Source organism: Moraxella sp. K127 (assembly GCF_015223095.1).
In the GTDB taxonomy this organism is placed as follows: Bacteria; Pseudomonadota; Gammaproteobacteria; order Pseudomonadales; family Moraxellaceae; genus Moraxella.
Map to the genome: position 1 here is coordinate 1 of NZ_JADFBZ010000012.1, position 22,801 is coordinate 22,801.

Genomic DNA, 22,801 nt, shown 5'->3' on the forward strand with positions numbered 1-22,801 from the left:
GATTGCCCTTTTTTATTGCCCTAAATTTAATCTTGCCAATCGTACTCAAATGTCTGATTTGCCATGCGGTCTAAATGGTCGGTGATGACAAAGCGTAGGCGAGTCTCATCATAAGGGCGTTCGGGACTGTCAGTGGTTTCGTTGCGAGTGTACTCAATATACAGCTCATCATCGTGGGGTGTCAATACAACGTCTGCCCCTGCCATTTTGACCAAATAGCCCGTGTCAGTCTCGGTAACTTCTACTTTATGGCGAAAGTGGTTAGTTAGACGTTTGGCAAGTCTTGCCCCTTCGGTGGTGCGAACACGAACGTGTGGCATATCATCTCCTGTGATAATGTGGAAAAATAACAACTATTAAATAAGACCTATTTTCACTAAATCAAGCCTTTTTATCAAATTTAACAAAATAAAATAACAATCTTAGGGCGTGCCTGCCTTTGGTATTTGCAATGAAAAATGAGAAAAATCGCACGTTTTTCAAGGAAAAAACGCAGGCTGATAGTCATTCTATCAGACAAGTTTTTGACGCAGAAAAACAAGATTTAGCCATTTTTCATGCAAAAATTGATTGAAATTGTCAAACTTTCATCTTATTTTATAAAAATGTTATCAATGGTAGGCACGCCCTAAATTAAGCGGTGCAAAATGCCATAAAGTTTTGTACAATACGTCATCTTGGGTATCTTTGGGTCGGATAAAACCGTCATGATTTTAAAAGCATTTTTGATTATTTTTGGGTGTGTGTTTTTGGGCGAGATTTTTATTGCCTTGACAGGATTGCCCCTGCCCCCGAGTGTGATTGGGCTGATTATCCTATTTGGGGCGTTGCAGGCAGGCGTGGTTAAGTTAGAGACGGTACAGAGCCTTGCCAAGACCTTACTGGACTATTTGGTGCTAATGGTCGTGCCTGCCTGTATCTCCATCATGCAGTATCTTGACATCATTCGGGCGGATTTGGGGGTGCTGATTGGGGCGACTGCCATCAGCACACTGCTGGTGCTGATTGTGACGGGCAAATCCTATGAGTGGCTGCGGCACGCCCAAAAAGCCAGGCATCAAGGACGGTCAAACCAAGGGGGCAACTTATGAACGCTGAACTATCAGAGTTGTTAAACAGCCCTTTTTTTCTGCTGTTCATGCTCATCGCTGTCTTTCATGGCTGTATGCACATCAAAGCCCGCTTTAAAAATCAGCTCATCAATCCCACGCTCATCACGACCATCGTGGTCATCATCCTGCTAAAAATGCTAAACATTGAGTGGGCGAGCTTTGAGCAGGCGAGTCGTCAGCTGACCTTTTGGTTGCAGCCTGCGGTCGTGGCACTCGCCATTCCGCTTTATGTTCAGTGGCAAAAAATTCGCTCGCAGTGGTTTCCCATCATCATCTCACAACTGCTAGGCTCGCTCACAGGCATCATTTCAGGGGTGTGGCTCGTGCGTCTGATGGGCGGTAGCGAGCAAAGTGCTATTGCCATCGCTCCTAAATCCGTCACCATGCCGATTGCCATCGAAGTCACTGATAAATTAGATGGGGTGATGGGCATTACCGCCAGTACCGTACTCATCGCAGGTGTGGTGGGGCAGATGATGGGTATAGGCGTATTGTTATTTGTCAAATCCACTCGCCCCATGGCGTGGGGGCTATCCATGGGGACAGCGTCGCACGCCCTTGGTACGGTGCGGGTCATGCAGATGGGGTCAAGGTTTGTGGCGTATGCGACGGTGGGGCTGATTTTAAATGGTATTTTAACGGCATTTTTAGCCCCTGTAATTGTGCCGTGGCTACTCTAATAAAAAATCCCCAATCAAGGGGATTTTTTATAACATGATAACATGGTGTTAATTGGCAGGCAGTTTTTGTAGTGCTGCGATACGCTCATCCAATGTCGGGTGCGTGCGGAACAGATTGGCAATGCTAAATCCTTGGGATTGACCGCTAGAAATGGCAAAGGCTTTCATGCTCTCTGGCATTTGGTCGGGGCGAGCTTCGGCAGGACGTAGGGCGTTTAAGGCACTAATCATCTTGTCACGGCTAGCAAGTTTTGCCCCCATCTCGTCGGCACGGTATTCACGCAAGCGAGAGAACCACATGACGATGGCACTTGCCAAGAAGCCAAGCAAGATATCCATGACGATACTGGTCACAAAGTAACCAATACCAGGGGAGTCGCTTTCGTTTTTAAAGACCACTTGGTCCACAAATGAGCCAATGATACGGGCAAAGAACATGACAAAGGCGTTCACCACACCTTGAATCAAGGCAAGCGTCACCATGTCGCCATTGGCAACGTGTCCGATTTCGTGAGCCAATACTGCTTCGACTTCATCGGCGGTCATGGTGTGCAGTAGTCCTGATGAGACAGCAACTAGGGCTGAGTTTTTGTTCCAACCTGTGGCAAAGGCGTTGGGTTGGGCGTTGTCAAAAATACCCACTTCAGGCATGCCAATACCGACGGCTTTGGCTTGTTTGGCGACGGTATCCACAAGCCACTGCTCGGTGGCGTTACTGGGACGTTCAATGATGACCGTACCTGTGGATTTTTTTGCCATCCATTTTGACAAAAACAAAGAAATCATTGAGCCAATCATGCCATAGCACAGACACATGACGGCAAGCGAACCATATTGAAGTCCGCCTGGTCCATGCACACCGCCCAATCCAAAGACTCTGCTTAGGATGAAAAAGGCGATACCTGCCACGACCATGACGGCGACGTTGGTGAGTAAAAATAAACCAATGCGTAACACGGTAAATTTTCCTTAAAATAAAAGTTGCAAAATAAAAATGCCCCCATTGGCATTACTGCTATTATGGGGCATGACGTTAAAAATTTAAATGGTATTTGTGTAACTGATTGATTATTTTTATAAAAAATCAGATATTTTTTAAAATCAACCAGTTACAAGCACATTATTTATGGATATAAATACGCCCTGAACCACTACCAACACTGGGGTTTTGGGGGGTGGCGTAGTTATTATTTGGGGTTGTGTAGGTAATGCTGACATTTTGAACACCTGATGAGCTGGGTACTTGTAAGGTGGTCGGGGCAGGCGTGGTAAAGTTTTGGTTCATTGCCAAGTGCGTGCCACCCCCGATGATACCCGTATCATGGCGATAGAGACTGGCATAACGGCTGTTTACCGAGCGGACGTAGTTTTGGGTTTCGCGAAATGGAGGGATGCCACCATGCTTGCGAACATTGCCCAGACCTGCATTATAGGCAGCGACAACGTGGTCACGGTTGCGAAATTGGCGTTGTAGCCATGCGATGTATTTTACCCCGCCTTCGATGTTTTGGACGGGGTCCCAAGCGTTACTTACGCCCATGTCTCGGGCGGTGCCGGGCATGAGTTGCATGAGTCCCATTGCCCCGACGGGTGAGCGAGCATTTGGGTTGAAGGCGGATTCGGTGTGAATGATGGCTTTGACAAGGGCAGGGTCTACACCATGACGAGCAGCGGCGGCACGGATTAAATGGTCGTAGGCGTTACGGTTAGCACTGCGACTGGGTGTGGCGGCAGTCGTTGGGTTGTAGGTGCTAGGGATGTTGCCGTTAGAGTGTAATTTGGTGTCAGGATAATAAGTAACGCTGATTTGGGTGAATTTTTTGGTGCCACTGGCGTTTTGTTGGACATTGGTCAAAAATTTTTGTCCGTTATCGCCGTCTTCGTAGACATAGATGGTGTTGGCTGTGGCATGAGTGGCAACAGCAGAGACTAGGGCGATGGGCAGTAGGCGACTTAAAAAAATATGGGTCATGGTCTTTTGGTTGTTAAAATGGTAAATACCCTAATTATAACATAAAAATTTATTTTTAAATAGGGTGTGCCTGCCTTTATATATTTGCAATGAAAAATGCCTGTTTAAAAAAGCAGGGGAGTCGCCCGTTTTTCAAGGAAAAACGCAGGCTGATAGTCGTTCTATCAGACAAGTTTTTGCCTTCGAGCCACAATCCGACCACTTAACTGGGTAGATTTTTAAGATTTTAACTTAACTTTTTAAATTAAGTGGTCGGATAGCCATTTTTCATGCAAAAACATCCTTTTATTTTTACAATATTTCCAAATTTTAAATGGTGTTATAAAGGGTAGGCATGCCCTAAAAAACCAAGATTTTTATCTTGGTTTTATCGCTGTGCTGTGTTTATTTGTTTGTTGATTAACCAAAAACTTTTAAGCGTTCTGCCACAGGGGCGAAAGTTTTCTCGCCAGCAGGGGCGACGATACCGCCAAAGACCATTTGGGCGACCAGTTGCCAGTTGCTAGGTACGTCCCATTCGCTTGCCACGAAGTCATTAATGAGTGGGTTGTAGTGCTGTAAGTTGGCACCGACATTGGCAGAAGCTAGGGTTGTCCAGATGGCATACTGCACCATGGCATTAGCGTGACCTGCCCAAATGGGGAAGTTGTCGGCATAAGCAGGGAACTGCTCTTGCAAGCCTTTAACCACGTCGGTGTCTTCAAAAAACAGCACCGTGCCTGCCCCTGCTTTAAAGGCGTTTAATTTGTCTTGGGTGGGGGCAAAATTCTCAGCAGGCACGATACCACGCAAAATCTCGGTGGTGGCATCCCACAGTTTTTCGTGTTCAGCCCCGTGTAGCACCACAAGGCGAGTGGACTGTGAGTTAAATGATGATGGCGTGTGGAGTAGGGCGTGTTCAACGATTTGGTCGATTTGTACGCTGGTTAGGGGGCTGTTTTTGTCTAGGGCGTAGATAGAACGGCGAAGTTCGGCGGTGGCTTGTAGGGTTTGGGTCGTCATGGGGTGTTCCTTGTTGGATAAAAATAAATAAAAGGTAAATGAGATGGGATTTATTATAAATTAAAACAATAAGAAAACAATAGTCGTTTTGTTAAAGATTTGTTTCTTATTAAGAAAAGGTTTATAATGGTAAAATGGTTTTGTTAAGTACACCTAACAAACTTAATATTTACCACAGGCTTTGTAGGGACTGGCTCCGCACGTCCTTTGATAACATGCCAATTTTTATAGGCGTGCACAGCACGCCCCTACACCAAAACTTCATTATGTTTGTGGTAATTTTAAAGTTTCTCGGGTGTATGTTTTGCCATTTAACACACTTTTAAAAATATTGCTTTTAATATAAGAACCCCAACATGGATACACTCACCAGTATCAAAGTCTTTCATCAAGTGGTTTTGACAGGCAGTTTTACCAAATCTGCCGACAGTCTAGACATGTCGGTGGCGATGACCAGTAAGCACGTCGCCCATTTAGAACGCACGCTCGGCACCAAGCTGTTGCATAGAAACAGTCGCAACATTCATCTGACTGATGCAGGCGAGCAGTATTACCGTGAGTCGCTGTACGCTTTGGAACTGTTAGACAGTGCCAAAGAGACCGCCCAAGGGGCAACCGATGGCGTGCGTGGCATGTTAAAAATCACCATGCCCAGATGGTTTGCCAATCCCAAGATGGCAGGCTATTTGAGTGAATTTCAGGCACGTTATCCTGACGTGATTTTGAATGTCTCGCTGTCTAATCAGTTCGTGGATTTGGTGGCGGATGGTTTTGATTTGGCACTGCGAATCACCCACGACCCCAAGCCATCCTTGATAGCCCGCCCTTTGACACGCATGGATTTTTATCTGGTGGCAAGCCCTGACTATCTGTCACGCCATGGCACGCCGACCACGCCCGATGAGCTAAATGACTCTGCTTGTCATCGGGTGATATTGCCGACGTATGTCAAAATGGACAACGTGTCCATTTATCATCACGCCACGCAAGCGGAATTTGTACTAAACCCCAAGCCGTCCATGTACAGCAATGACACGCCCATGATTAGTGAGCTGGTGCGGGCAGGGGCGGGGATTGGCTATGCCCCAAGCTGGCTTGTTGAGCATGATTTGGCAGATGGGCGACTGGTGCGACTGCTTGCTGATTATGAGCTGTTGTCGGTCACACTCTATGCGGTGTATGTGGATAGGGCGTTTTTGAGTGCCAGAGTACGGGCGTTTATTGATTTTATGGTGGAAAAATTGGATGGTTAGAATTTAGCCATTTTTCATGCAAAATAGATTAAAATTTTTAAAATTTATTTCAATTTCAACTTAAAATTACAACTTACTGATTCTTCAATGATTATTTTCGGGTTGTAGGGGTGAATTGCAATTTGCCCTTGATAAAACAATCACTCATACAAAGTTGAGAATGGGGTAAAATTTTGTTTTCTTTTTATAAAAATATTATCAATGCTCGGTACGTTCTGATCATATCCTGTCAGCTACCTGTAACATTTGGGTGGTTTTCCATGGTTTTTTCACTTGCCAAATGCCCGATTTTAACGTTATGATATGACACTTTTAATATTTTAACAATGATTATCATGCTAAATCATAAAAAAATCCCCAACCGCTCACCAAAATCAGAACAGGGGCTGATGCTTGTTGGGTTTTTGCTGTTGGTCATCATCATCGCAGGACTCGTGTTTTTGGCGATGTATGCCTATAAGTTAAACAGCGAGATTGTCAGTAAATTTGAAAATCGCCGTTGGGACATTCCCGCCACGGTCTATTCTCGTCCGCTGGATTTGGAGCAGGGCGTGGCGATCTCTGATGCCAATTTTAAGGCGTGGCTTGACATGCTAGGATACAGCCAAGGCGATGTTAATCAGACGGGGCGTTATGAGAAATCGGGCAGTACCTACACGGTGCATACACGGGGGTTTGATTATGGTGATGGTGAGATAGACTCAGCACAGGTGCTAAAAATCACCTTTAACGCTGGCAAAGTGACCAAAATCCAAAGCACCAATCCCAATACAGATGGGGCGGTGCGTTTGGAGCCGATTAACATTGGCGGTATCTATCCTGAGAATAACGAAGACCGCATTTTGCTGACCAAAGACACCATGCCGAGACAGTTGGTGGATGCACTCATTGCGACAGAAGACCGTGGTTTTTATGAGCATTATGGCATTTCACTGCGTGGCACGAGCCGAGCGTTGCTCTCCAACATCACAGGGGGCGAACGTCAAGGCGGTTCGACCATTACCCAACAGCTCATCAAAAACTTCTACCTAAACTCCGAACGCACCCTAAAACGCAAGGCAAATGAAGCCTTGATGGCTCTGCTGTTGGAACGTCATTATAGCAAAGATGCGATTTTGCTGGCGTATTTAAATGAGATTAATCTAGGGCAAAATGGCAATCGTTCGGTCAATGGCTTTGGCATTGCGTCGCATTTTTATTTTGACAAGCCCATATCGGAGCTGAGCCTTGACCAGTATGCCTTGCTTGTTGGGGTTGCCAAAGGGTCAAGCTATTACAACCCCAGAAAACATCCCGAGCGGGCGACCGAACGCCGTAACACCGTGCTACACAACATGCTGGTCATGGGTAAAATCAGCCAAGATGAGTATAATGAAGCAGCCCAGCGACCACTGGGTGTGGTCAAAACCCCTGCCATCGCCAAGCCCAAATTCCCTGATTTTTTTGATGCGGTCAGTCGTGAGCTAAGACGGTATTATAAAGACAGCGATTTGCGTGGGGCGGGGCTAAAAATCATCTCCACGCTAGACCCGATTGCCCAAATGTCGGCAGATAAAGCCATCAGTGAGCATTTAAATAAAAAAGGCAATAAAAGCAAAAATTTACAAGGGGCGTTGGTCAGTGCCGACCCTGCCACAGGCGAGCTCGTTGCCATCGTGGGTAGTGCTAGCGACTTTACGGGGTTTAATCGTGCCATTGATTCAAAACGACAAGTCGGCTCGCTGTTAAAGCCTGTCATCTATATGACTGCCATCCAGTCGGGCAAATACCACTGGGCAACCCCCATCAAAGATGAACCCATCGCCTATCCTGCCGGTGGCAAATCATGGACACCCAAAAACTATGCTGGCAGAAGCTATGGCGATGTCCCCATGCTCAACGCCCTTGCCAACTCTTATAACCAGTCGGCGGTCAATGTCGGCATGGATTTTGGGGTGGATGTGTTCGCCAAACAGCTACGCCAGTTGGGGGTGGAGAGTGACATTCCCCACTACCCATCGGTCATGCTCGGGGCGGTGGATTTGTCGCCCATGGACATGCTCGGGGTGTATCAAGTCTTTGCCAGTGGTGGCTATCACACCCCCATTCATAGCATTCGTCAGGTCATCAGCGAGACGGGTAAAGTGATTCAGCGAACAGATGACAACATCAAATCAACGGCACGCATACCACCCGAGGTCATGACGGTAACAAACTTCGGTCTGCAACAAGTGGTCAAAGATGGCACCGCCAAAGGCATGGGTAAGATTGGCAGTACTTATAAACTCGCTGGCAAAACAGGCACGACCAATGATGCCCGTGATGCGTGGTTTGCAGGGTTTAGTGGCAACTATGTTTCGGTGGTGTGGGTTGGACGCGATGACAATAAGCCTATCGGACTGACAGGGGGGTCGGGGGCATTGCCGATTTGGGCGGATTATATGAGACGGCTTAACTTAGCCCCTGTGCATTTTAGCCAAAGCAGTGATGTGACATGGCTGTGGCTTGATGGCGAGACAGGGCTGCTCTCAGATGAGATGTGCGAGCGTGCCATGTATGTCCCTGTGCTAAGCAAGCACGCCCCCAAAGAAAGCTCGTCATGCCTAGATGAACAGTATTTGGATGAGGATGATGAGACCATCAGCGAAGATGGCGAAGAGGTCATTGATGATGGTGAAGTGGTCTATGGCGAGGTGGCTGATGAGACCGCAGAAGATGTAGTCTATGGTGATGTGGAAGCGGAAGTGGAAGCAGAAGAGAGTTTTTGATGTATAGCCATTAAAAACCATTTGCAAAATCAAATCAATACTGCTATCATTGATTTATGACAAAATAGTGACAAAACCGTAACAAAGCCATGACAAAACTGTAAAATAGGATTGTCGTGGTTTTTGTTCATGCCACATACCAATCATGAAGTGTTCATCATGAAACGCAAAAACTACCTACACCATCTCATGCTTGTCGTCTTTGCCGTGGGGCTTGGCTTGTCCTTTTGGTACAGCTCAGCATGGCTACATCTGTGCTATGGACTTGCGTTGTTTTTGTTTGGTATGCAGTGCATAGAGGAGGGCTTACACAGCACGGCAGGCGGGACACTTGAACGCCTCATGACAAAAAGCACCGCCACACCTGCCAAGGGCTTTTTGTTTGGGGTAGGTTCTACCTTTATTTTGCAGTCCAGTACGCTTGTATCACTTTTGACCATTGCCTTTTTGGGGACGGGCATGATTACGCTTGCTGGCGGTATTGCCATTATTTTTGGTACAAACCTTGGGGCAACGACAGGCATTTGGCTACTTGCCTTGGCAGGGCAAAGCGTGAGCTTATCGCCTGTTGCCATTCCCATGCTTGTCTTTGGGATTTTGCTTGGGTTTTTTGGTGGTCAGCCCAAGGCGGTAGGGCGGATATTGGTGGGGGTGGCACTTATTTTTATGGGTATTGATGCCATCAAATCAGGCTTTGGGGCGTTTGGCGGACAGCTTGATTTTGCGTCTTTGAATTTTAGCCCAACCTTAGAAGTGCTGACCTTTGCAGGGATTGGGTTTTTATTAACGTGCGTGTTGCAGTCGTCCCATGCCACGCTGATTTTAACCTTGACCGCCCTTGCCAGTACACAAATCACCATTCCCCAAGCCTTTGCCATTGCGGTTGGTTCAAACTTAGGCTCATCTGCCACAACTGCCATCATGGGCATGATAAGTAGCGAGCGAGCAGGACAACGCCTTGCGTTGGCACACCTGATTTTTAATGGGGTAACGGCTCTTTTGACCTTTGTGCTTTGGATGCCGATGACCACGATAGTGGACACCATTGCCGAGCTTGCCAATTTTCCGCCTTTGATACAGCTTGCCTTATTTCATACGCTCTTTAACGTGTTTGGCATTGCGGTGTTTTGGCGGTGGCAGGGCAATCTTGCCAATGCTTTAACCAAAATCCTGCCCGACAAAGCCAACACCAAACTTCTGCCCGATGGCTCACAGGCAGTCATGCCACGCCATCTTGACCCCAATGCCTTGATGTCGGCAGATATTGCCCTGCGAGCGGTATCCCAAGAGATTCGCCATTTGGCAAGCCTTAGTATGGAAGTGATGTCGCACGCTGTCTTTGTGCCAAGCGATGATATTTACAAAAAAGACGAGTCGCCCACTGCCCCCACACCGCCTTTTGAACCGAATGTGCAGACTTTGTACGAGTGGCAGATTAAGCCTTTATACAGTGAGATTTTGGACTTTGTTAGTAAAATGGACGTGGATGAGACCGACACCCGCCAAGATGAGCTGACTGCCATTCACCTGGTGGCGTTTACACTACTGGGTATGGTTAAAGATGCCAAGCATTTGCAAAAGAATATGGCAAAGTTTTTGGCGGTTGATGTAAAGAATGACAAAAAAGATGGCGACATCAATGACATCGGTCAAGAATACCGCTATCTTAGAGAGCATTTGTTTGTCTCACTACAAGCCCTTGCCAAGGCGGGGGAGGTGAAGCTGGGTTCACAAAAATGGGTCATGCACATAGACACGCTCATTCGCCATGCTGATGGGCTTGATGAAATGCGTGGGCAGGTATTTGACCGCCTGCGAGATGGCGTACTTGATGGCGAACAGGCATCATCGCTCATGAATGATATTAGCTATGTCAAACGCATTGAAGATGGATGGTGTGCTAGAACTTCTGATGGGGGCAGGCGAGATGTTTTGTTGTCAGGCACGTTAATGCTGTCAAAAAAGCAAACAATCATAACATTTTGATACATTTTCCCAAAACTTATGAAATGTGTTAAAATTGTCATATAACTGTCATATTTGACTTTTATAATGCAACGATTTTTGGATACAACCATGTTATCCATGACGATTCAGATTAAATAGTAGTGGCGTTGCCCATTTAAGGATTGAATGGGTAGGGCTTTTTTATTGTCATATTCTTTTAATTTAACCAACCCTTGGCGGATTTTATGGTAAATTCAGCAAAGCAGTCCACGCCCATGGCGGCGAATGTCTTTTTTGCCTTATTGATGTTAGGTATTAGTGTCTATTTTGTGATGTGGGGACTTGATTATACCAATCATCAGCAAGTTGTGCTGTTTTTGGTGGCATCATTTTTTGGGATTTTTATGGCGTTTAACATCGGTGGTAACGATGTCGCCAACTCCTTTGGTACGTCAGTCGGAGCAGGGACGCTCAGTGTTACCCAAGCCCTAGCCGTGGCGGCGATTTTTGAAGTCTCTGGGGCGGTCTTGGCAGGGGCTGCCGTGACTGACACGATACGCAGTGGTATCGTGGACATCTCCGATTTGGGGGTGTCGCCCAATCAGTTTATTTATCTTATGCTCTCAGCACTCATCGCGGCGGCGTTTTGGCTACTGTTTGCCACCAAGCGGGGTCTGCCTGTCTCCACCACACATGCCATCATCGGGGGTATCGTGGGGTCGTCTATCGTGCTTGGCGTGAATCTGGGTGGGTCTGAGCTTGCTTTATCCACTGTTAAATGGTCAAAAATCGGCGAGATTGCCATCTCTTGGGTGCTCTCCCCTGTACTAGGCGGGGCGTTGTCCTATGTTATTTATGGGCTGGTTAAAAAGAACATTTTGGCGTACAACGACCACATGGAAATCAAGGTCAAAGAGCTAAAAGCGGAGAAAAAAGCCCTAAAAGCCCGCCAAAAAGAACATTTTGAAAACCTACCAGAAGAGAATAAACTGGACTACACCACCGCCTTACTGCGTGACCAAGAGATTTATAAAGAAGTGGACAGTGCCGATGAGCTAGAAACAGGCTATTATAAAGAGTTGCACGCCATTGAACACAAGCGTGAAAACCTAGACACCCTAAAAGCACTCAAAACATGGGTGCCACTTATCGCTGCTTTGGGTGCGGTCGTGATGACAGCGATGGTGGTGTTTAAGGGGTTAAAAAACACAGGGCTAAACCTATCCACCTTGCATTCTGCCCTTGTCATGGGCATGATTGGGGCGATGGTGTGGCTGACCGCCTTTATCTATACCAAGACCATTCGTGGTAAGCACAAAGAGGATTTGGGGAAAGCGACCTTTATCATGTTTAGCTGGATGCAGGTGTTTACCGCTTGTGCCTTTGCTTTCTCACACGGTTCAAACGACATTGCCAATGCCGTTGGACCTTTTGTGGCGATTATGGACGTTATCCGTGAAAACGCCATTGCCGCCAAAGCCACCGTGCCTGCTCCTGTACTGGTTACCTTTGGTGTGTCGCTTATCGTGGGGCTTTGGTTTATTGGCAAAGAAGTTATCCAAACTGTTGGGACAAATTTGACCGAAATGCACCCAGCGTCAGGATTTTCTGCCGAGCTTGCGGCGGCGGCGGTGGTCATGGGGGCGTCAAGCCTTGGTATTCCTGTATCCAGTACGCATATCCTTGTCGGGGCGGTGCTTGGCATTGGACTTGTCAATAAAAACACCAACTGGAAACTCATGAAACCCATCGGGCTTGCGTGGATCATCACGCTCCCTGCGGCGGGGGCGATTAGTGCGGTGGCGTTTGTGGCATTGTCAGCGATATTTGGCTGATGATAAAATTAAAAAAGAGCGGATTTACCGCTCTTTTTTGTTGGCAAAAATTTAAAGGCTGTTATCCCCAAGGAACTTTAAAATTACCACAAATGCAATGATGTTTGGATATAGCCCCTACAAGCCTGTGACAAATATCAAGTTTGCTAGACATGCGTTGGCAACACACCTAGAAGTGGTGGATAATGCCTATACAGGGGGCGTGACGGATTTGCCTAGCTTTAAGGATGGTGAGATTTTTCATGCAAAATAGATAAAAGCGTTAAATTTTCATCTTATTTTATAAAAATGTTATCAATGGCAGGCACGTCCTAGATAAAAACCGCCGATGACAATGGCATTTGTTTTGACAAACTTATCACTTAGTCAGATTCAAAAAATGATTTACCGCTTTTAACGTTTGCTGATAAGGCGGTGTGTGTTTGCCCTGATGAGATATTAACCGCTCATGCAACAGAGCAGGGGTGGGATGTGGTGGATTGGTGAATTTGATGCGGTATTGATGATTGGGTGGATTTGTAGGGACAAATTGATTTGCCCTTTGGTAAAAGGTTGGTTTTTAGGGTGTGTTTATAAAAAGTTTTTTTGAACATGCAAGCAACAAAAAAAAGGCGTACTCAACGATACGCCTTTTTATTTGTATGGATTATTTCATAAATGGCAACATCAAGAAGCCTTGTAGCACCACTAAGTTCATTAAGTCCACAAAGAACGCCCCCACCATCGGGATAATCAAAAATGCCTTGTGAGATGCACCATAGCGGTCGGTAACTGCTTGCATATTGGCAACAGCAGTCGGGGTTGCACCCATACCAAAACCACAATGACCTGCCGCCAGTACTGCCGAATCGTAGTTTTTACCCATGACTCTAAACGTCACAAAATAGGCAAACAAAATCATCACAATGGTTTGTGTCACTAAGATGACAACCAAAGGTCCTGCTAGGTCGGCAAGTTCCCACAGTTTTAATGACATGAGTGCCATCGCCAGAAACAGGCTCAAAGATGCATTACCAAAGACATCAATGGCACGGTCAAACATATCAAAATTAAAGATGCTGGTCAATACGTTACGCAAAATCACGCCCGTAGCCAACGCCCACACAAAGGTTGGCACTTTGAGCTGAGCTAACCACTCAATGTCTTTGGCAACACCGCTCATATAATCGGCAGCCACCAAGCACACCGCAAACAAAGCCAACGTCTCCACCGCAGAGACGGCAGTAATAAGGCGTACGCTGTCAGATTTTTCAAAGACGGTGTTGTTAGCGTCGTTGCTAGTGTCTGTTTTGTCAAGATTGGCGTTGTTTGGTGCGGTATTGACGGCTTGTACGCCCATTTTTTTGATCAGGCGTTTTGCCACAGGACCGCCAATCAGACCGCCTGCCACCAAGCCATAAGTCGCCGCCGCGATACCCATGGTCACTGCCCCTGTTACGCCATAGTCGTTTTCAAGGGTCGCACCCCACGCACCTGCCGTGCCATGACCGCCAATCAAGCTGATAGAACCTGCCACCAGTCCCATGATGGGGTCAAGCCCGAGCATGGATGCCAGTGCCACGCCCACGCCGTTTTGGACGAGTAGGAAGAAGCCGACCAGTACCGTCAAGATAACCAGTGGCATGCCCCCTGCCTTTAGACGGCGAAAATCTGCTGACAGACCGATGGATGAGAAAAACATGAGCATGCAAGCGGTCTGTAATTCTCTTTGGATATTAAAAACGTAGCCGTATTGGAAATTTAAAAAATAAATGATGGCAGCTGCAAGCAAGCCACCCGCCACAGGTTCGGGGATGTTAAAATCTTCCAAAAATTTAATCTTTTTAACCAAAAATTGTCCCACAAGTAGGACGATGGTTGCCAAAATCAGCGTGTGATAGCCGTTTAGCGTGATTTCGGTGAGTTCCATGCAAACTCCTTATTTAAAATAATACGCCCCAAAAGAGCTTAATCGATTGTTAGTTTTTTTAAAGCTATAATTTTCAATGACTTACAAAAATCATTTGAAAATGGTGTATTATATACAAAAAGTTACAATAAAGCAAATCATGATCTAATAGATGATAATTTTGGGTGGATTTGTGTGGGTAAGGTGCAATGTTTTCTTATATGATTGTCAAATTTAGGTTCTTTTATTATAAATACAAAAGTTCAACACGCCCAAATAAGGATTGACCTGCCGATAAGGATCGGTTTGCTTTGACTTGTACAACTGATAAAAATAAAAACCAATGACAATTGCACCAATCGTCGCCACAACAACTTGCATGATTCGAGTTAATGGATTCATCGTAAAATCCCTAAATCTTGTATTGCTAAAAAAGCGTATCCATTGATACGCTTTTTTTGGGTCTAAATGGCAAATCACTGCATGAACGGTAGCATAAGATAGCCTTGTAATATTACTACGTTCATCAAGTCCACAAAGAACGCCCCCACCATCGGCACAATCAAAAACGCCTTATGCGAGTCGCCATAACGGTCGGTAACCGCCTGCATATTGGCAACGGCGGTCGGTGTCGCCCCACAGCCAAAGCCACAATGACCTGTGGCAAGCACCGCCGCATCATAGTCCTTACCCATGACATTAAAGGTAACAAAATAGGCAAATAAAATAATCGCAAGCGTTTGTACGCCCAAAATAATGACCAAAGGACCTGCTAGGTCAGCCAGCTCCCACAGTTTTAAGGACATGAGTGCCATCGCCAAAAACAGGCTCAAAGAGGCGTTACCAAAGACATCAATGGCACGGTCAAACATTTTAAAATCAAAGACCATCGTCAAAACATTACGCAAAATCACCCCTGTTGCCAACGCCCACACAAAGGTTGGCACTTTGAGGGCGGCGAGCCATTCGACATTTTTGGCGATGTTGCTCATGATATCCGCCCCCACCAGACACACCGCAAACAGAGCAAGGGTCTCAATGGCAGAGCTTGCGGTAATGAGACGAATGGTGTCAGGTTTTTCAAACATGTTTTTATTGGCGTTATCGTCATCGATACTGTGCTTGGTGCTATATAGCGATTGGTCGTCTGCCAGTTTTTCTACGTCCGAGCGGTCATCTTTGGCGGTGGTGGGCTGTATGTTGAGCTTACTCACCAGTCGTTTTGCCACAGGACCACCGATAAGACCGCCTGCCACCAAGCCATAGGTTGCAGTGGCGATACCGACCGTTGTCGCCCCTGTCAGACCGTACTCGGTTTCTAGCGTGCTACCCCAGCCCCCTGCCGTACCATGTCCACCTGTGAGGCTAATCGAGCCGACCACCAACCCCATGATAGGTTCAAGCCCAAGCATGCTTGCCAGTGTTACACCAATACCATTTTGTAAAATCACAAACGCCCCAACCAGTAGGGTAAAGATAACCAACGGCTTACCCCCTGCTTTTAGACGGCTAAAATCAGCCGATAAGCCAATAGAGGCAAAAAACATCAGCATACAGGCGGTTTGTAGCTCTGCCTGAAAAATGAAACTGTACCCAAAGACCGTATTGATTCCCAAAATCAGCATGGACGCCAATAAGCCCCCTGCCACAGGTTCAGGAATGTTAAACTCGTCCAAAAAGCGGATATTTTTGACCAACAACCGCCCAATGAGTAGCACAATCGTTGCCAAAATCAGCGTATAATAGCCGTTTAAGGTGATTTCCATGTAAGCTCCATAGATTTATCAAAAACTTTTAATTATAAATGCAAAAACCTTATAAATCAATGATTGATTTTTATTCAAATTGTCCCGCCCAACAAGTAGCATTTTTCATGCAAAAACGGTTGATTTATTTGTAAAATATTTTTAAATTATAAATAGTGCAATAATAGAGTAGGCACACCCCAAGCAGGGCAATCGCACTACAAAATTTTATATGGAATTGATTAAAAATCAAGCAAATTTAGTGTTTATAGTTAATTTTAACTAAATAAATTTTTAATAGATTATTCAAAGTGTAATTGGTTTGGTGGGTTTTTAAATAATTGTGCATCTAAAAATTACCAATTTCTTTAAAAACATAATTTTATTTGCTAAAAATTAAATATAGTGCGATTGCCCTGACACCCCAAGCGGTATTGATGAAAAATAATCAAATATTTGCTATAATATGCTTTTATTTTTAAATCCATTGTAAGGTAATCATCATGGAAATCGCCCCATATCAAGAACAAATCAAAGACCTACACGCTCGTGGCAAAGAGCTTTGGGGGTATCTTTGACGTTGAGAGTAAAAAAGAACGCCTAGAAGAAGTTAATCTAGAACTAGAAAACCCCGACATCTGGAATGACCCCGAGCTTGCCACCAAAATCAGTAAAGAAAAATCAGTGCTAGACGGTATCGTGGGCGTGGTAGACGGCTTGACCGCCAAGCTAGACGACGCGACCGCCATGTTGGAGCTTGCCGTAGAAGCGGACGATGAGAGCCTGCTGGCAGACGTGCAAGCCGAGCTTGATGATGCCCTAAAAAGCGTGGAAGACTTAGAATTTAAACGTATGTTTAGCGGTGAAATGGACGCCAACAACTGCTATCTGGATATACAGGCAGGCTCAGGCGGTACCGAAGCCCAAGACTGGTCGGAGATGCTCCTGCGTATGTATCTGCGTTGGTGCGAGTCGCACGGCTTTAAGGCGGAAGTTTTGGAAGTTTCCGAAGGCGGTGTGGCAGGTATCAAGTCGGCAACCATTGCGGTCAAGGGTGATTATGCTTTTGGCTGGCTTCGCACTGAGATTGGCGTTCATCGTTTGGTTCGCAAATCCCCCTTTGACAGCAATAACGGTCGCCATACGTCATTTTCGGCGGTGTTCGTCTCCCCTGAGATTGACGACAATGTACAGATTGACATCAATCCTGCCGACCTGCGTATTGACACCTATCGGTCAAGCGGGGCGGGCGGTCAGCACGTCAATACCACCGACTCTGCCGTGCGTATCACGCACCAGCCCACAGGCGTGGTCGTGGCGTGCCAAAACGAGCGTTCACAGCACGCCAACAAAGACACCGCCATGAAAATGCTCCGAGCCAAACTCTACGAGCTTGAAATGCAAAAACGCATGGAAAAACAGCAAGCCCTAGAAGACAGCAAATCCGACATCGGTTGGGGGTCGCAAATCCGCTCTTATGTGCTTGATGATTCACGCATTAAGGATTTGCGGACAGGCGTTGAGACGTCCAACACCCAAGCGGTGCTAAATGGCGATTTGGATAAATTTATCGTGGCGAGTTTAAAAGCAGATCTGTGATTTTAAAATTAATCGTGATAAATAATAATGATTGATTTTGCCTATCCAAAAATCCTGCTAAATATTGTAACAAACTATTTATTTTATCATTAACAGGTGTTAAAATCTTAGCACCTGTTTAAAAAGGTATTTTTAATTTCCATGATTTCAATAAGGAATGATTATGTCAATTGACCGTATTCGCCACGCAGGTTTGCGTGAAAAAGTGATGACTGCTGATGAAGCCGCCCAATTTATCCAAAATGGCATGATGCTTGCCGTTACAGGCTTTACAGGGGCAGGTTATCCAAAAGCGATGCCGACCGCCATCGCCAACAAAGCCAAAGACGCTCATGCCAAAGGCGAGAAATTTAGCGTAGGTATGGTAACAGGTGCGTCCACCGCCCCTGAGTGTGATGGCGTGCTTGCCGAAGCCAAAGCCTTGCATTTTCGTTCGCCATTTCAGTCTGACCCAACCCTTCGTAATGGCATTAACGCAGGCGAGATTGCTTACCAAGATATGCACTTATCGCACGTAGAACAGCAAATGCGTCAAGGCTTTTATGGTAAATTTGACGTAGCTATCGTTGAAGCGACCGCCATTACCGAAAATGGCGAGCTGATTTTTGCGATGGGTATCGGTCATGGCGTAGAAGCGGTCAAAAATGCCGACAAAGTCATCGTTGAGATTAACGCCGCCCTAAGTGCAGGCTTAGAAGGTATGCACGACATTTATGGCGAAGTAGGTCTGCCACCGCACCGCAAACCGATTCCTGTGGTAGGGGCGTTTGACCGTATCGGTACGACAGGGCTTGCCATTGACCCTGATAAGGTTGTGGCGATTGTGCTAACAGATGCTGGCGACCGTAACTCTAAGTTTGCCGAACCCGATGACGTATCTAAGCGTATCGCCGCCCAAGTCATTGATTTTCTTGACCATGAAGTCAAAGCAGGTCGCTTGCCTAAGAGCCTACTACCGCTCCAATCAGGCGTGGGTAACGTAGCGAACGCAGTCATGGCAGGGCTACTTGACGCCCCATTTGATGATTTGACAGGTTATACCGAAGTGCTACAAGACGGTATGCTTGACCTAATCCTTGCCAAAAAGATGAAAACAGCGTCCGCCACTGCCTTGTCATTTAGCCCAGATGCGTTGGCTCGCTTTAACGAAAACATTGAGTTTTTAAAAGACAAAATCATCCTTCGCCCAATGGAAATCAGCAACAACCCAGAAGTGATTCGCCGTTTGGGTGTGATTGGCATGAACTCCATGATTGAAGCGGACATTTATGGTAACGTGAACTCCACGCACGTCATGGGTACTCGCATGATGAACGGCATTGGCGGTTCTGGCGACTTTACCCGTAACGGCTTTTTTAGCATTTATGTCAGCCCGTCCACCGCAAAAGGCGGAGCAATCTCGGCAATCGTGCCAATGGTAAGCCACCACGACCACACCGAGCATGACGTGATGTTTATCGTAACCGAACAAGGCATGGCGGATTTGCGTGGTAAGTCGCCAAAAGAGCGTGCCAAACTTATCATTGACAACTGCTCGCACCCTGATTACCGTGATATGCTCCGTGATTACTATGACCGTGCATTCGTGGCAAGCCAAAAATCAGGCGGTGTACACACCCCACACCTATTGCTAGAAGCCTTGTCATGGCACCAACGTTTTGTTGAAACTGGCGATATGCGTATTAAATAATCATCGCTTTGGCAAAACAAAACACCCAAGTTGTCGCTTGGGTGTTTTTTTGAGCGGATTTTTTGGGGTAAATTACATTTATCCTTATAAATCATCACTTCAACAGCCACAATATCGCCATTGGCAACCACACCGCCGTTACTAAGCCATTGATGGCAAGTCCAAAGGCAGCATATCGCCCTGCGGTGGGGCTGATAGTCCATGCTTCTACCGTGCCAATGGCGTGGGCGACCAGACCGAGTGCTAAGCCTTTTGCTCGGTCGTCTGTGATGTTTTTAAACAAAATACGGCACACCCCCGCCCCCAAAATCCCCGACACGATGATGATAAGGTTGGCAAGCACAAGTGGTGCGTCAATGATTTGGGCGACCGACAAACCCACAGGCGTGGTAACCGACCGTGTGGCAAAGCCCAAAATCGTCTGCATATTTAGGCTAAACACATACGCCAAACTCATCGGCACAATCGCTCCAACTAGGCTTGCCATGACGACGATGATAGACAGCTTTTTGACAGGCAAGCCCTTAAAATCCATGCCTGCCAAGGGGACAGCAAGCAAAACAGTGCTATACCCAAGCAAGCGATCAAAGACAGGTTTGGCATGGGCGTAATAAGTATTGTAGGGCAGTTGAATTATGGCGATGATGATAAGCGTTAGCACAATGGCGATGATAATCATCGGTATGCCACGAAAGTATTTATTGATATAACGTAGTACATATTTTGCCCCGATGTGGGCGATGAGCGTAACAATAAAGGCGATAAAAATCGTGGTGCTGTCAAGGGTTGGCATGATTTCCTCCTTTATCGTCCGTGCTTTTTAGCCAGTTTTGGGACAATTTGGCAAATGCCCAAAGCGGTATCACGGTACTCAGCACGATGACCGCCGACACGGCAAGTAAATCCGCCCCCAGTCCAAACAGCAAAATCCCTGCCCCTGCCGACACAGGCAAAAATGCAAATCCACTATCCACGAGTAGCACGCTTGCCGATGACGACAGCCAATTTGGTAGACCGCCCTTAATGAGACGCACGCTCATAAGCACAGCAAAGAGCGACACCAAGCCGACAATGTTGGTGGCGGTCGGCATTCCCAAAGCGGTGCAAACGACTAAGGCAAGCTCACGCACACCGATGACGATACAGACGGTGGCGAGCATACCGAGCCAAAAAGTTGGGGATTTGGTGAGATAGGGGGATTTCATTGTTATTATGTCCTTATATGGGGTGTCGCTTGACTTGTCTAGGGCGTGTCTACCCTTTGTATTTGCAATGAAAAATGAGAAAAATCGCACGTTTTTCAAGGAAAAGTCCGCAGTTGATATTGAAATATCAACAAGGATTTTGACGCAGAAAAACAAGATTTAGCCATTTTTTATGCAAAAACAGTTGGTTGTTTTTGCAAAATTTCAAAATATAAATTGTGTTATAAAGGGTGGGCACGCCCTACATTATTTAATCATCATCACGTCATCAGGTCAAGGTGTGGGGCAGGTTTTATAAGAAATGTTCATTATTTTATAAAAAAATAAAGCCAAACACGACTGCATTTGGCTTTATATTCAGATAAAAACTAACGCCCAATCGCACGCCAGCCAATATCACGGCGGTACTGTATGCCGTCAAAGGCAATCGTACCACAGCTTGCCAAGGCACGGGCTTGGGCTTCGGCAACGCTCGCCCCGAGTGCGGTAACACACAACACTCGTCCGCCATTGGTTAGGATTTGCCCGTTTTGCTCTTTTGTGCCTGCGTGGAATACTTTTAGGTCGTCCTGCGACTCTGGCAAGCCTGTAATCACATCGCCTGATGATGAGCTTTCAGGATAACCACGACTTGCCAAGACAATGCCTAACGCCACTTTGTCCGTCCATTCTGCACTGGCGGGCAACTTGCCGTCTAGCCCTGCCAAAATCAGCTCAACCAAAGACGACTTTAATCGCATCATAATCGGCTGAGTCTCAGGGTCGCCAAATCGACAGTTAAACTCAATCACATAAGGGTCGCCTGCGTCATTTATCATCAGCCCTGCGTACAAAAAGCCCTTATAAGGTGTGCCATTTACTTTCATCTCGTCCACGACAGGGCGGATAACACGCTCAATCACTTTATTATGCACATCAGCCGTTACCACAGGGGCAGGGCTGTACGCCCCCATACCGCCTGTGTTCGCCCCTTTGTCGCCTTCAAAAATGCGTTTGTGATCTTGACTGGTCGCCATGGGCAAAATGTTATTGCCGTCAATCATACAGATAAAGGACGCTTCTTCGCCTGCCAAAAACTCCTCGATGACGACACGACTCCCTGCCTGCCCAAATTTATTGCCCGAGAGCATATCATCAATGGCAACAAAGGCTTCGGACTCGTCCATCGCCACAATCACGCCCTTACCTGCCGCCAAGCCGTCCGCCTTGATGACAATAGGCGTACCCTTGGAGCGGACAAAGTCTTTTGCCGACTCTACATCGGTAAAGACTTCATAAAAGGCGGTGGGAATGCCGACTTTTTTCATAAAATCTTTGGCAAATGCCTTAGAACCTTCTAGCTGTGAGCAGTATTTAGAACAGCCCCACGCACGCACGCCAGCACGCTCCAAATCGTCCACAATGCCCGCCACAAGCGGAGCTTCCGCCCCCACAAGCACAAAAGCGATGTCGTGAGATTGACAAAACTCAATTACGGCAGGGTGGTCGGTGATGTCCAAATCCACGTTTTGGAGCTTGGGTTCGGTGGCTGTACCTGCATTGCCACGAGCGACATAGACGGTCTGTACTCTGTCATCTTTGGCACACGCCCACGCTAAGGCGTGCTCACGTCCGCCTGTACCTGTAACTAAAATTTTCATAGCAGTCCTTATGGGTTGGGGTAAATGCCCTTATTGTAGCAAATTTTAGCCAAAAAATCTTGGGGGTTTTTGGCTGTTCTATGGATTTTCTTTTGATTTGTGGCGAAAAAAATAAGATAATGCTCATAAAAATCCCAACAAAGAAAAGATGGGTGTAAATAGAGTAATTTTATTCATCATAAGCTAATAGGGCGTGCCTACCATTGATAACATTTTTATAAAATAAGATGAAAATTTAAAGCTTTTATCTATTTTTGCATGAAAAAATGGCTATCCAACCACTTAATTTAAAAAGTTAAGTGAAAATCTTAAAATTTACCTGATTAAGTGGTCGGATTGTTTTTCATCGTCAAAAGCTCGTTTGATAGAATAACTATCAAACTTCACTTTTTCCTTGAAAAACATGCGATTTTTCTCATTTTTCATTGCAAATACCAAAGTTCAACACGCCCTAGTTAACGGCGTTATCAATAAACTTGCGATTGG

At 46.3% G+C, this 22,801-nt stretch carries 20 protein-coding genes; 10 read left to right on the forward strand and 10 right to left on the reverse strand.

The window, feature by feature from the left end; genetic code table 11:
• Window positions 1-26 precede the first annotated feature (26 nt).
• On the reverse strand, window positions 27-320 hold the full coding sequence (locus tag IM753_RS03930) for a DUF2218 domain-containing protein (protein ID WP_065256745.1): 294 nt from the start codon (window positions 318-320) through the stop codon (window positions 27-29).
• Between the two features lie 131 nt (window positions 321-451).
• Here IM753_RS03930 and IM753_RS13270 point away from each other — a divergent pair, with 131 nt between their 5' ends.
• The 3 genes from IM753_RS13270 to IM753_RS03940 all read left to right on the forward strand — a co-directional run bounded on the left by IM753_RS13270 (window position 452) and on the right by IM753_RS03940 (window position 1,792).
• Complete coding sequence (locus IM753_RS13270; RefSeq protein ID WP_255518639.1) at window positions 452-574, forward strand: hypothetical protein; 123 nt, start codon at window positions 452-454, stop codon at window positions 572-574.
• Between the two features lie 103 nt (window positions 575-677).
• A complete protein-coding gene (locus IM753_RS03935; protein ID WP_227713066.1) occupies window positions 678-1,091 on the forward strand; it encodes a CidA/LrgA family protein in 414 nt (137 codons plus the stop codon).
• Window positions 1,088-1,792, forward strand: coding sequence for an LrgB family protein (locus IM753_RS03940; RefSeq protein ID WP_194092570.1), 705 nt, complete (start codon window positions 1,088-1,090; stop codon window positions 1,790-1,792). Before IM753_RS03935 ends, IM753_RS03940 begins: the two co-directional genes overlap by 4 nt.
• Before the next feature lie 48 nt (window positions 1,793-1,840).
• Here IM753_RS03940 and htpX read toward each other — a convergent pair whose 3' ends face one another.
• The 3 genes from htpX to IM753_RS03955 form a co-directional block, all read right to left on the reverse strand.
• On the reverse strand, window positions 1,841-2,749 hold the full coding sequence (htpX, locus tag IM753_RS03945; RefSeq protein WP_062501308.1) for a protease HtpX: 909 nt from the start codon (window positions 2,747-2,749) through the stop codon (window positions 1,841-1,843).
• A gap of 163 nt (window positions 2,750-2,912) precedes the next feature.
• Entirely contained in the window at window positions 2,913-3,764 is an 852-nt protein-coding gene (locus IM753_RS03950) for a lytic transglycosylase domain-containing protein (RefSeq protein ID WP_065254851.1), read from the reverse strand.
• A gap of 399 nt (window positions 3,765-4,163) precedes the next feature.
• Entirely contained in the window at window positions 4,164-4,766 is a 603-nt protein-coding gene (locus IM753_RS03955) for a nitroreductase family protein (protein ID WP_065254852.1), read from the reverse strand.
• Window positions 4,767-5,122: 356 nt separating this feature from the next.
• Here IM753_RS03955 and IM753_RS03960 point away from each other — a divergent pair, with 356 nt between their 5' ends.
• The 5 genes from IM753_RS03960 to IM753_RS03980 all read left to right on the forward strand — a co-directional run bounded on the left by IM753_RS03960 (window position 5,123) and on the right by IM753_RS03980 (window position 12,801).
• Entirely contained in the window at window positions 5,123-6,019 is an 897-nt protein-coding gene (locus IM753_RS03960; RefSeq protein ID WP_065254853.1) for a LysR family transcriptional regulator, read from the forward strand.
• A gap of 335 nt (window positions 6,020-6,354) precedes the next feature.
• The gene (gene mrcB, locus IM753_RS03965; protein ID WP_227713067.1) at window positions 6,355-8,766 is read left to right on the forward strand and encodes a penicillin-binding protein 1B; all 2,412 of its coding nucleotides are present in this window, start codon (window positions 6,355-6,357) and stop codon (window positions 8,764-8,766) included.
• Between the two features lie 129 nt (window positions 8,767-8,895).
• Entirely contained in the window at window positions 8,896-10,752 is a 1,857-nt protein-coding gene (locus IM753_RS03970; protein WP_194108727.1) for a Na/Pi cotransporter family protein, read from the forward strand.
• Window positions 10,753-10,958: 206 nt separating this feature from the next.
• Window positions 10,959-12,548 carry an inorganic phosphate transporter gene (locus IM753_RS03975; protein ID WP_065254854.1) on the forward strand — a complete coding sequence of 530 codons (1,590 nt, stop codon included), beginning with the start codon at window positions 10,959-10,961 and terminating at the stop codon, window positions 12,546-12,548.
• A 97-nt stretch (window positions 12,549-12,645) separates the two neighbouring features.
• Window positions 12,646-12,801 (forward strand): hypothetical protein, encoded by a 156-nt coding sequence (locus tag IM753_RS03980; RefSeq protein WP_194108728.1) that lies wholly within the window; start codon window positions 12,646-12,648, stop codon window positions 12,799-12,801.
• A 393-nt stretch (window positions 12,802-13,194) separates the two neighbouring features.
• On the opposite strand, the gene gltS is transcribed toward IM753_RS03980, so the two are convergent.
• The 3 genes from gltS to IM753_RS03995 all read right to left on the reverse strand — a co-directional run bounded on the left by gltS (window position 13,195) and on the right by IM753_RS03995 (window position 16,202).
• Window positions 13,195-14,457, reverse strand: coding sequence for a sodium/glutamate symporter (gene gltS / locus IM753_RS03985; RefSeq protein WP_065254855.1), 1,263 nt, complete (start codon window positions 14,455-14,457; stop codon window positions 13,195-13,197).
• A 213-nt stretch (window positions 14,458-14,670) separates the two neighbouring features.
• Window positions 14,671-14,838 (reverse strand): hypothetical protein, encoded by a 168-nt coding sequence (locus IM753_RS03990; protein ID WP_156064926.1) that lies wholly within the window; start codon window positions 14,836-14,838, stop codon window positions 14,671-14,673.
• Window positions 14,839-14,912: 74 nt separating this feature from the next.
• Window positions 14,913-16,202, reverse strand: coding sequence for a sodium/glutamate symporter (locus IM753_RS03995; protein WP_065254856.1), 1,290 nt, complete (start codon window positions 16,200-16,202; stop codon window positions 14,913-14,915).
• A gap of 482 nt (window positions 16,203-16,684) precedes the next feature.
• Here IM753_RS03995 and prfB point away from each other — a divergent pair.
• A protein-coding gene (prfB, locus tag IM753_RS04000) for a peptide chain release factor 2 (RefSeq protein WP_194108729.1) occupies window positions 16,685-17,780 on the forward strand; the annotation gives its coding sequence in 2 pieces (ribosomal slippage) (window positions 16,685-16,756 and window positions 16,758-17,780; 1,095 coding nt in all).
• A 163-nt stretch (window positions 17,781-17,943) separates the two neighbouring features.
• Window positions 17,944-19,470, forward strand: coding sequence for an acetyl-CoA hydrolase/transferase family protein (locus IM753_RS04005; protein WP_194108730.1), 1,527 nt, complete (start codon window positions 17,944-17,946; stop codon window positions 19,468-19,470).
• A gap of 94 nt (window positions 19,471-19,564) precedes the next feature.
• Here IM753_RS04005 and IM753_RS04010 read toward each other — a convergent pair whose 3' ends face one another.
• The 3 genes from IM753_RS04010 to purD form a co-directional block, all read right to left on the reverse strand.
• Entirely contained in the window at window positions 19,565-20,263 is a 699-nt protein-coding gene (locus IM753_RS04010) for an LrgB family protein (RefSeq protein ID WP_062499503.1), read from the reverse strand.
• On the reverse strand, window positions 20,250-20,675 hold the full coding sequence (locus IM753_RS04015; protein WP_065254859.1) for a CidA/LrgA family protein: 426 nt from the start codon (window positions 20,673-20,675) through the stop codon (window positions 20,250-20,252). The genes IM753_RS04010 and IM753_RS04015 overlap by 14 nt, the downstream gene beginning before the upstream one ends.
• A 368-nt stretch (window positions 20,676-21,043) precedes the next feature.
• Window positions 21,044-22,315, reverse strand: a complete 1,272-nt coding sequence (gene purD, locus IM753_RS04020) for a phosphoribosylamine--glycine ligase (RefSeq protein ID WP_194092569.1) — start codon at window positions 22,313-22,315, stop codon at window positions 21,044-21,046.
• Window positions 22,316-22,801: the final 486 nt, after the last annotated feature.

Excerpts from the sequence above, each read along its gene's own strand:
- IM753_RS03930 (WP_065256745.1), bottom strand. The coding sequence starts at position 320 with ATGCCACACGTTCGTGTTCGCACCACCGAAGGGGCAAGACTTGCCAAA.
- IM753_RS13270 (WP_255518639.1), top strand. The coding sequence starts at position 452 with ATGAAAAATGAGAAAAATCGCACGTTTTTCAAGGAAAAAACGCAGGCT.
- IM753_RS03940 (WP_194092570.1), top strand. The coding sequence starts at position 1,088 with ATGAACGCTGAACTATCAGAGTTGTTAAACAGCCCTTTTTTTCTGCTG.
- IM753_RS03950 (WP_065254851.1), bottom strand. The coding sequence starts at position 3,764 with ATGACCCATATTTTTTTAAGTCGCCTACTGCCCATCGCCCTAGTCTCT.
- IM753_RS03955 (WP_065254852.1), bottom strand. The coding sequence starts at position 4,766 with ATGACGACCCAAACCCTACAAGCCACCGCCGAACTTCGCCGTTCTATC.
- IM753_RS03960 (WP_065254853.1), top strand. The coding sequence starts at position 5,123 with ATGGATACACTCACCAGTATCAAAGTCTTTCATCAAGTGGTTTTGACA.
- mrcB (WP_227713067.1), top strand. The coding sequence starts at position 6,355 with ATGCTAAATCATAAAAAAATCCCCAACCGCTCACCAAAATCAGAACAG.
- IM753_RS03970 (WP_194108727.1), top strand. The coding sequence starts at position 8,896 with ATGCCACATACCAATCATGAAGTGTTCATCATGAAACGCAAAAACTAC.
- IM753_RS03975 (WP_065254854.1), top strand. The coding sequence starts at position 10,959 with ATGGTAAATTCAGCAAAGCAGTCCACGCCCATGGCGGCGAATGTCTTT.
- IM753_RS03980 (WP_194108728.1), top strand. The coding sequence starts at position 12,646 with ATGATGTTTGGATATAGCCCCTACAAGCCTGTGACAAATATCAAGTTT.
- gltS (WP_065254855.1), bottom strand. The coding sequence starts at position 14,457 with ATGGAACTCACCGAAATCACGCTAAACGGCTATCACACGCTGATTTTG.
- IM753_RS03990 (WP_156064926.1), bottom strand. The coding sequence starts at position 14,838 with ATGAATCCATTAACTCGAATCATGCAAGTTGTTGTGGCGACGATTGGT.
- IM753_RS03995 (WP_065254856.1), bottom strand. The coding sequence starts at position 16,202 with ATGGAAATCACCTTAAACGGCTATTATACGCTGATTTTGGCAACGATT.
- IM753_RS04005 (WP_194108730.1), top strand. The coding sequence starts at position 17,944 with ATGTCAATTGACCGTATTCGCCACGCAGGTTTGCGTGAAAAAGTGATG.
- IM753_RS04010 (WP_062499503.1), bottom strand. The coding sequence starts at position 20,263 with ATGCCAACCCTTGACAGCACCACGATTTTTATCGCCTTTATTGTTACG.
- IM753_RS04015 (WP_065254859.1), bottom strand. The coding sequence starts at position 20,675 with ATGAAATCCCCCTATCTCACCAAATCCCCAACTTTTTGGCTCGGTATG.
- purD (WP_194092569.1), bottom strand. The coding sequence starts at position 22,315 with ATGAAAATTTTAGTTACAGGTACAGGCGGACGTGAGCACGCCTTAGCG.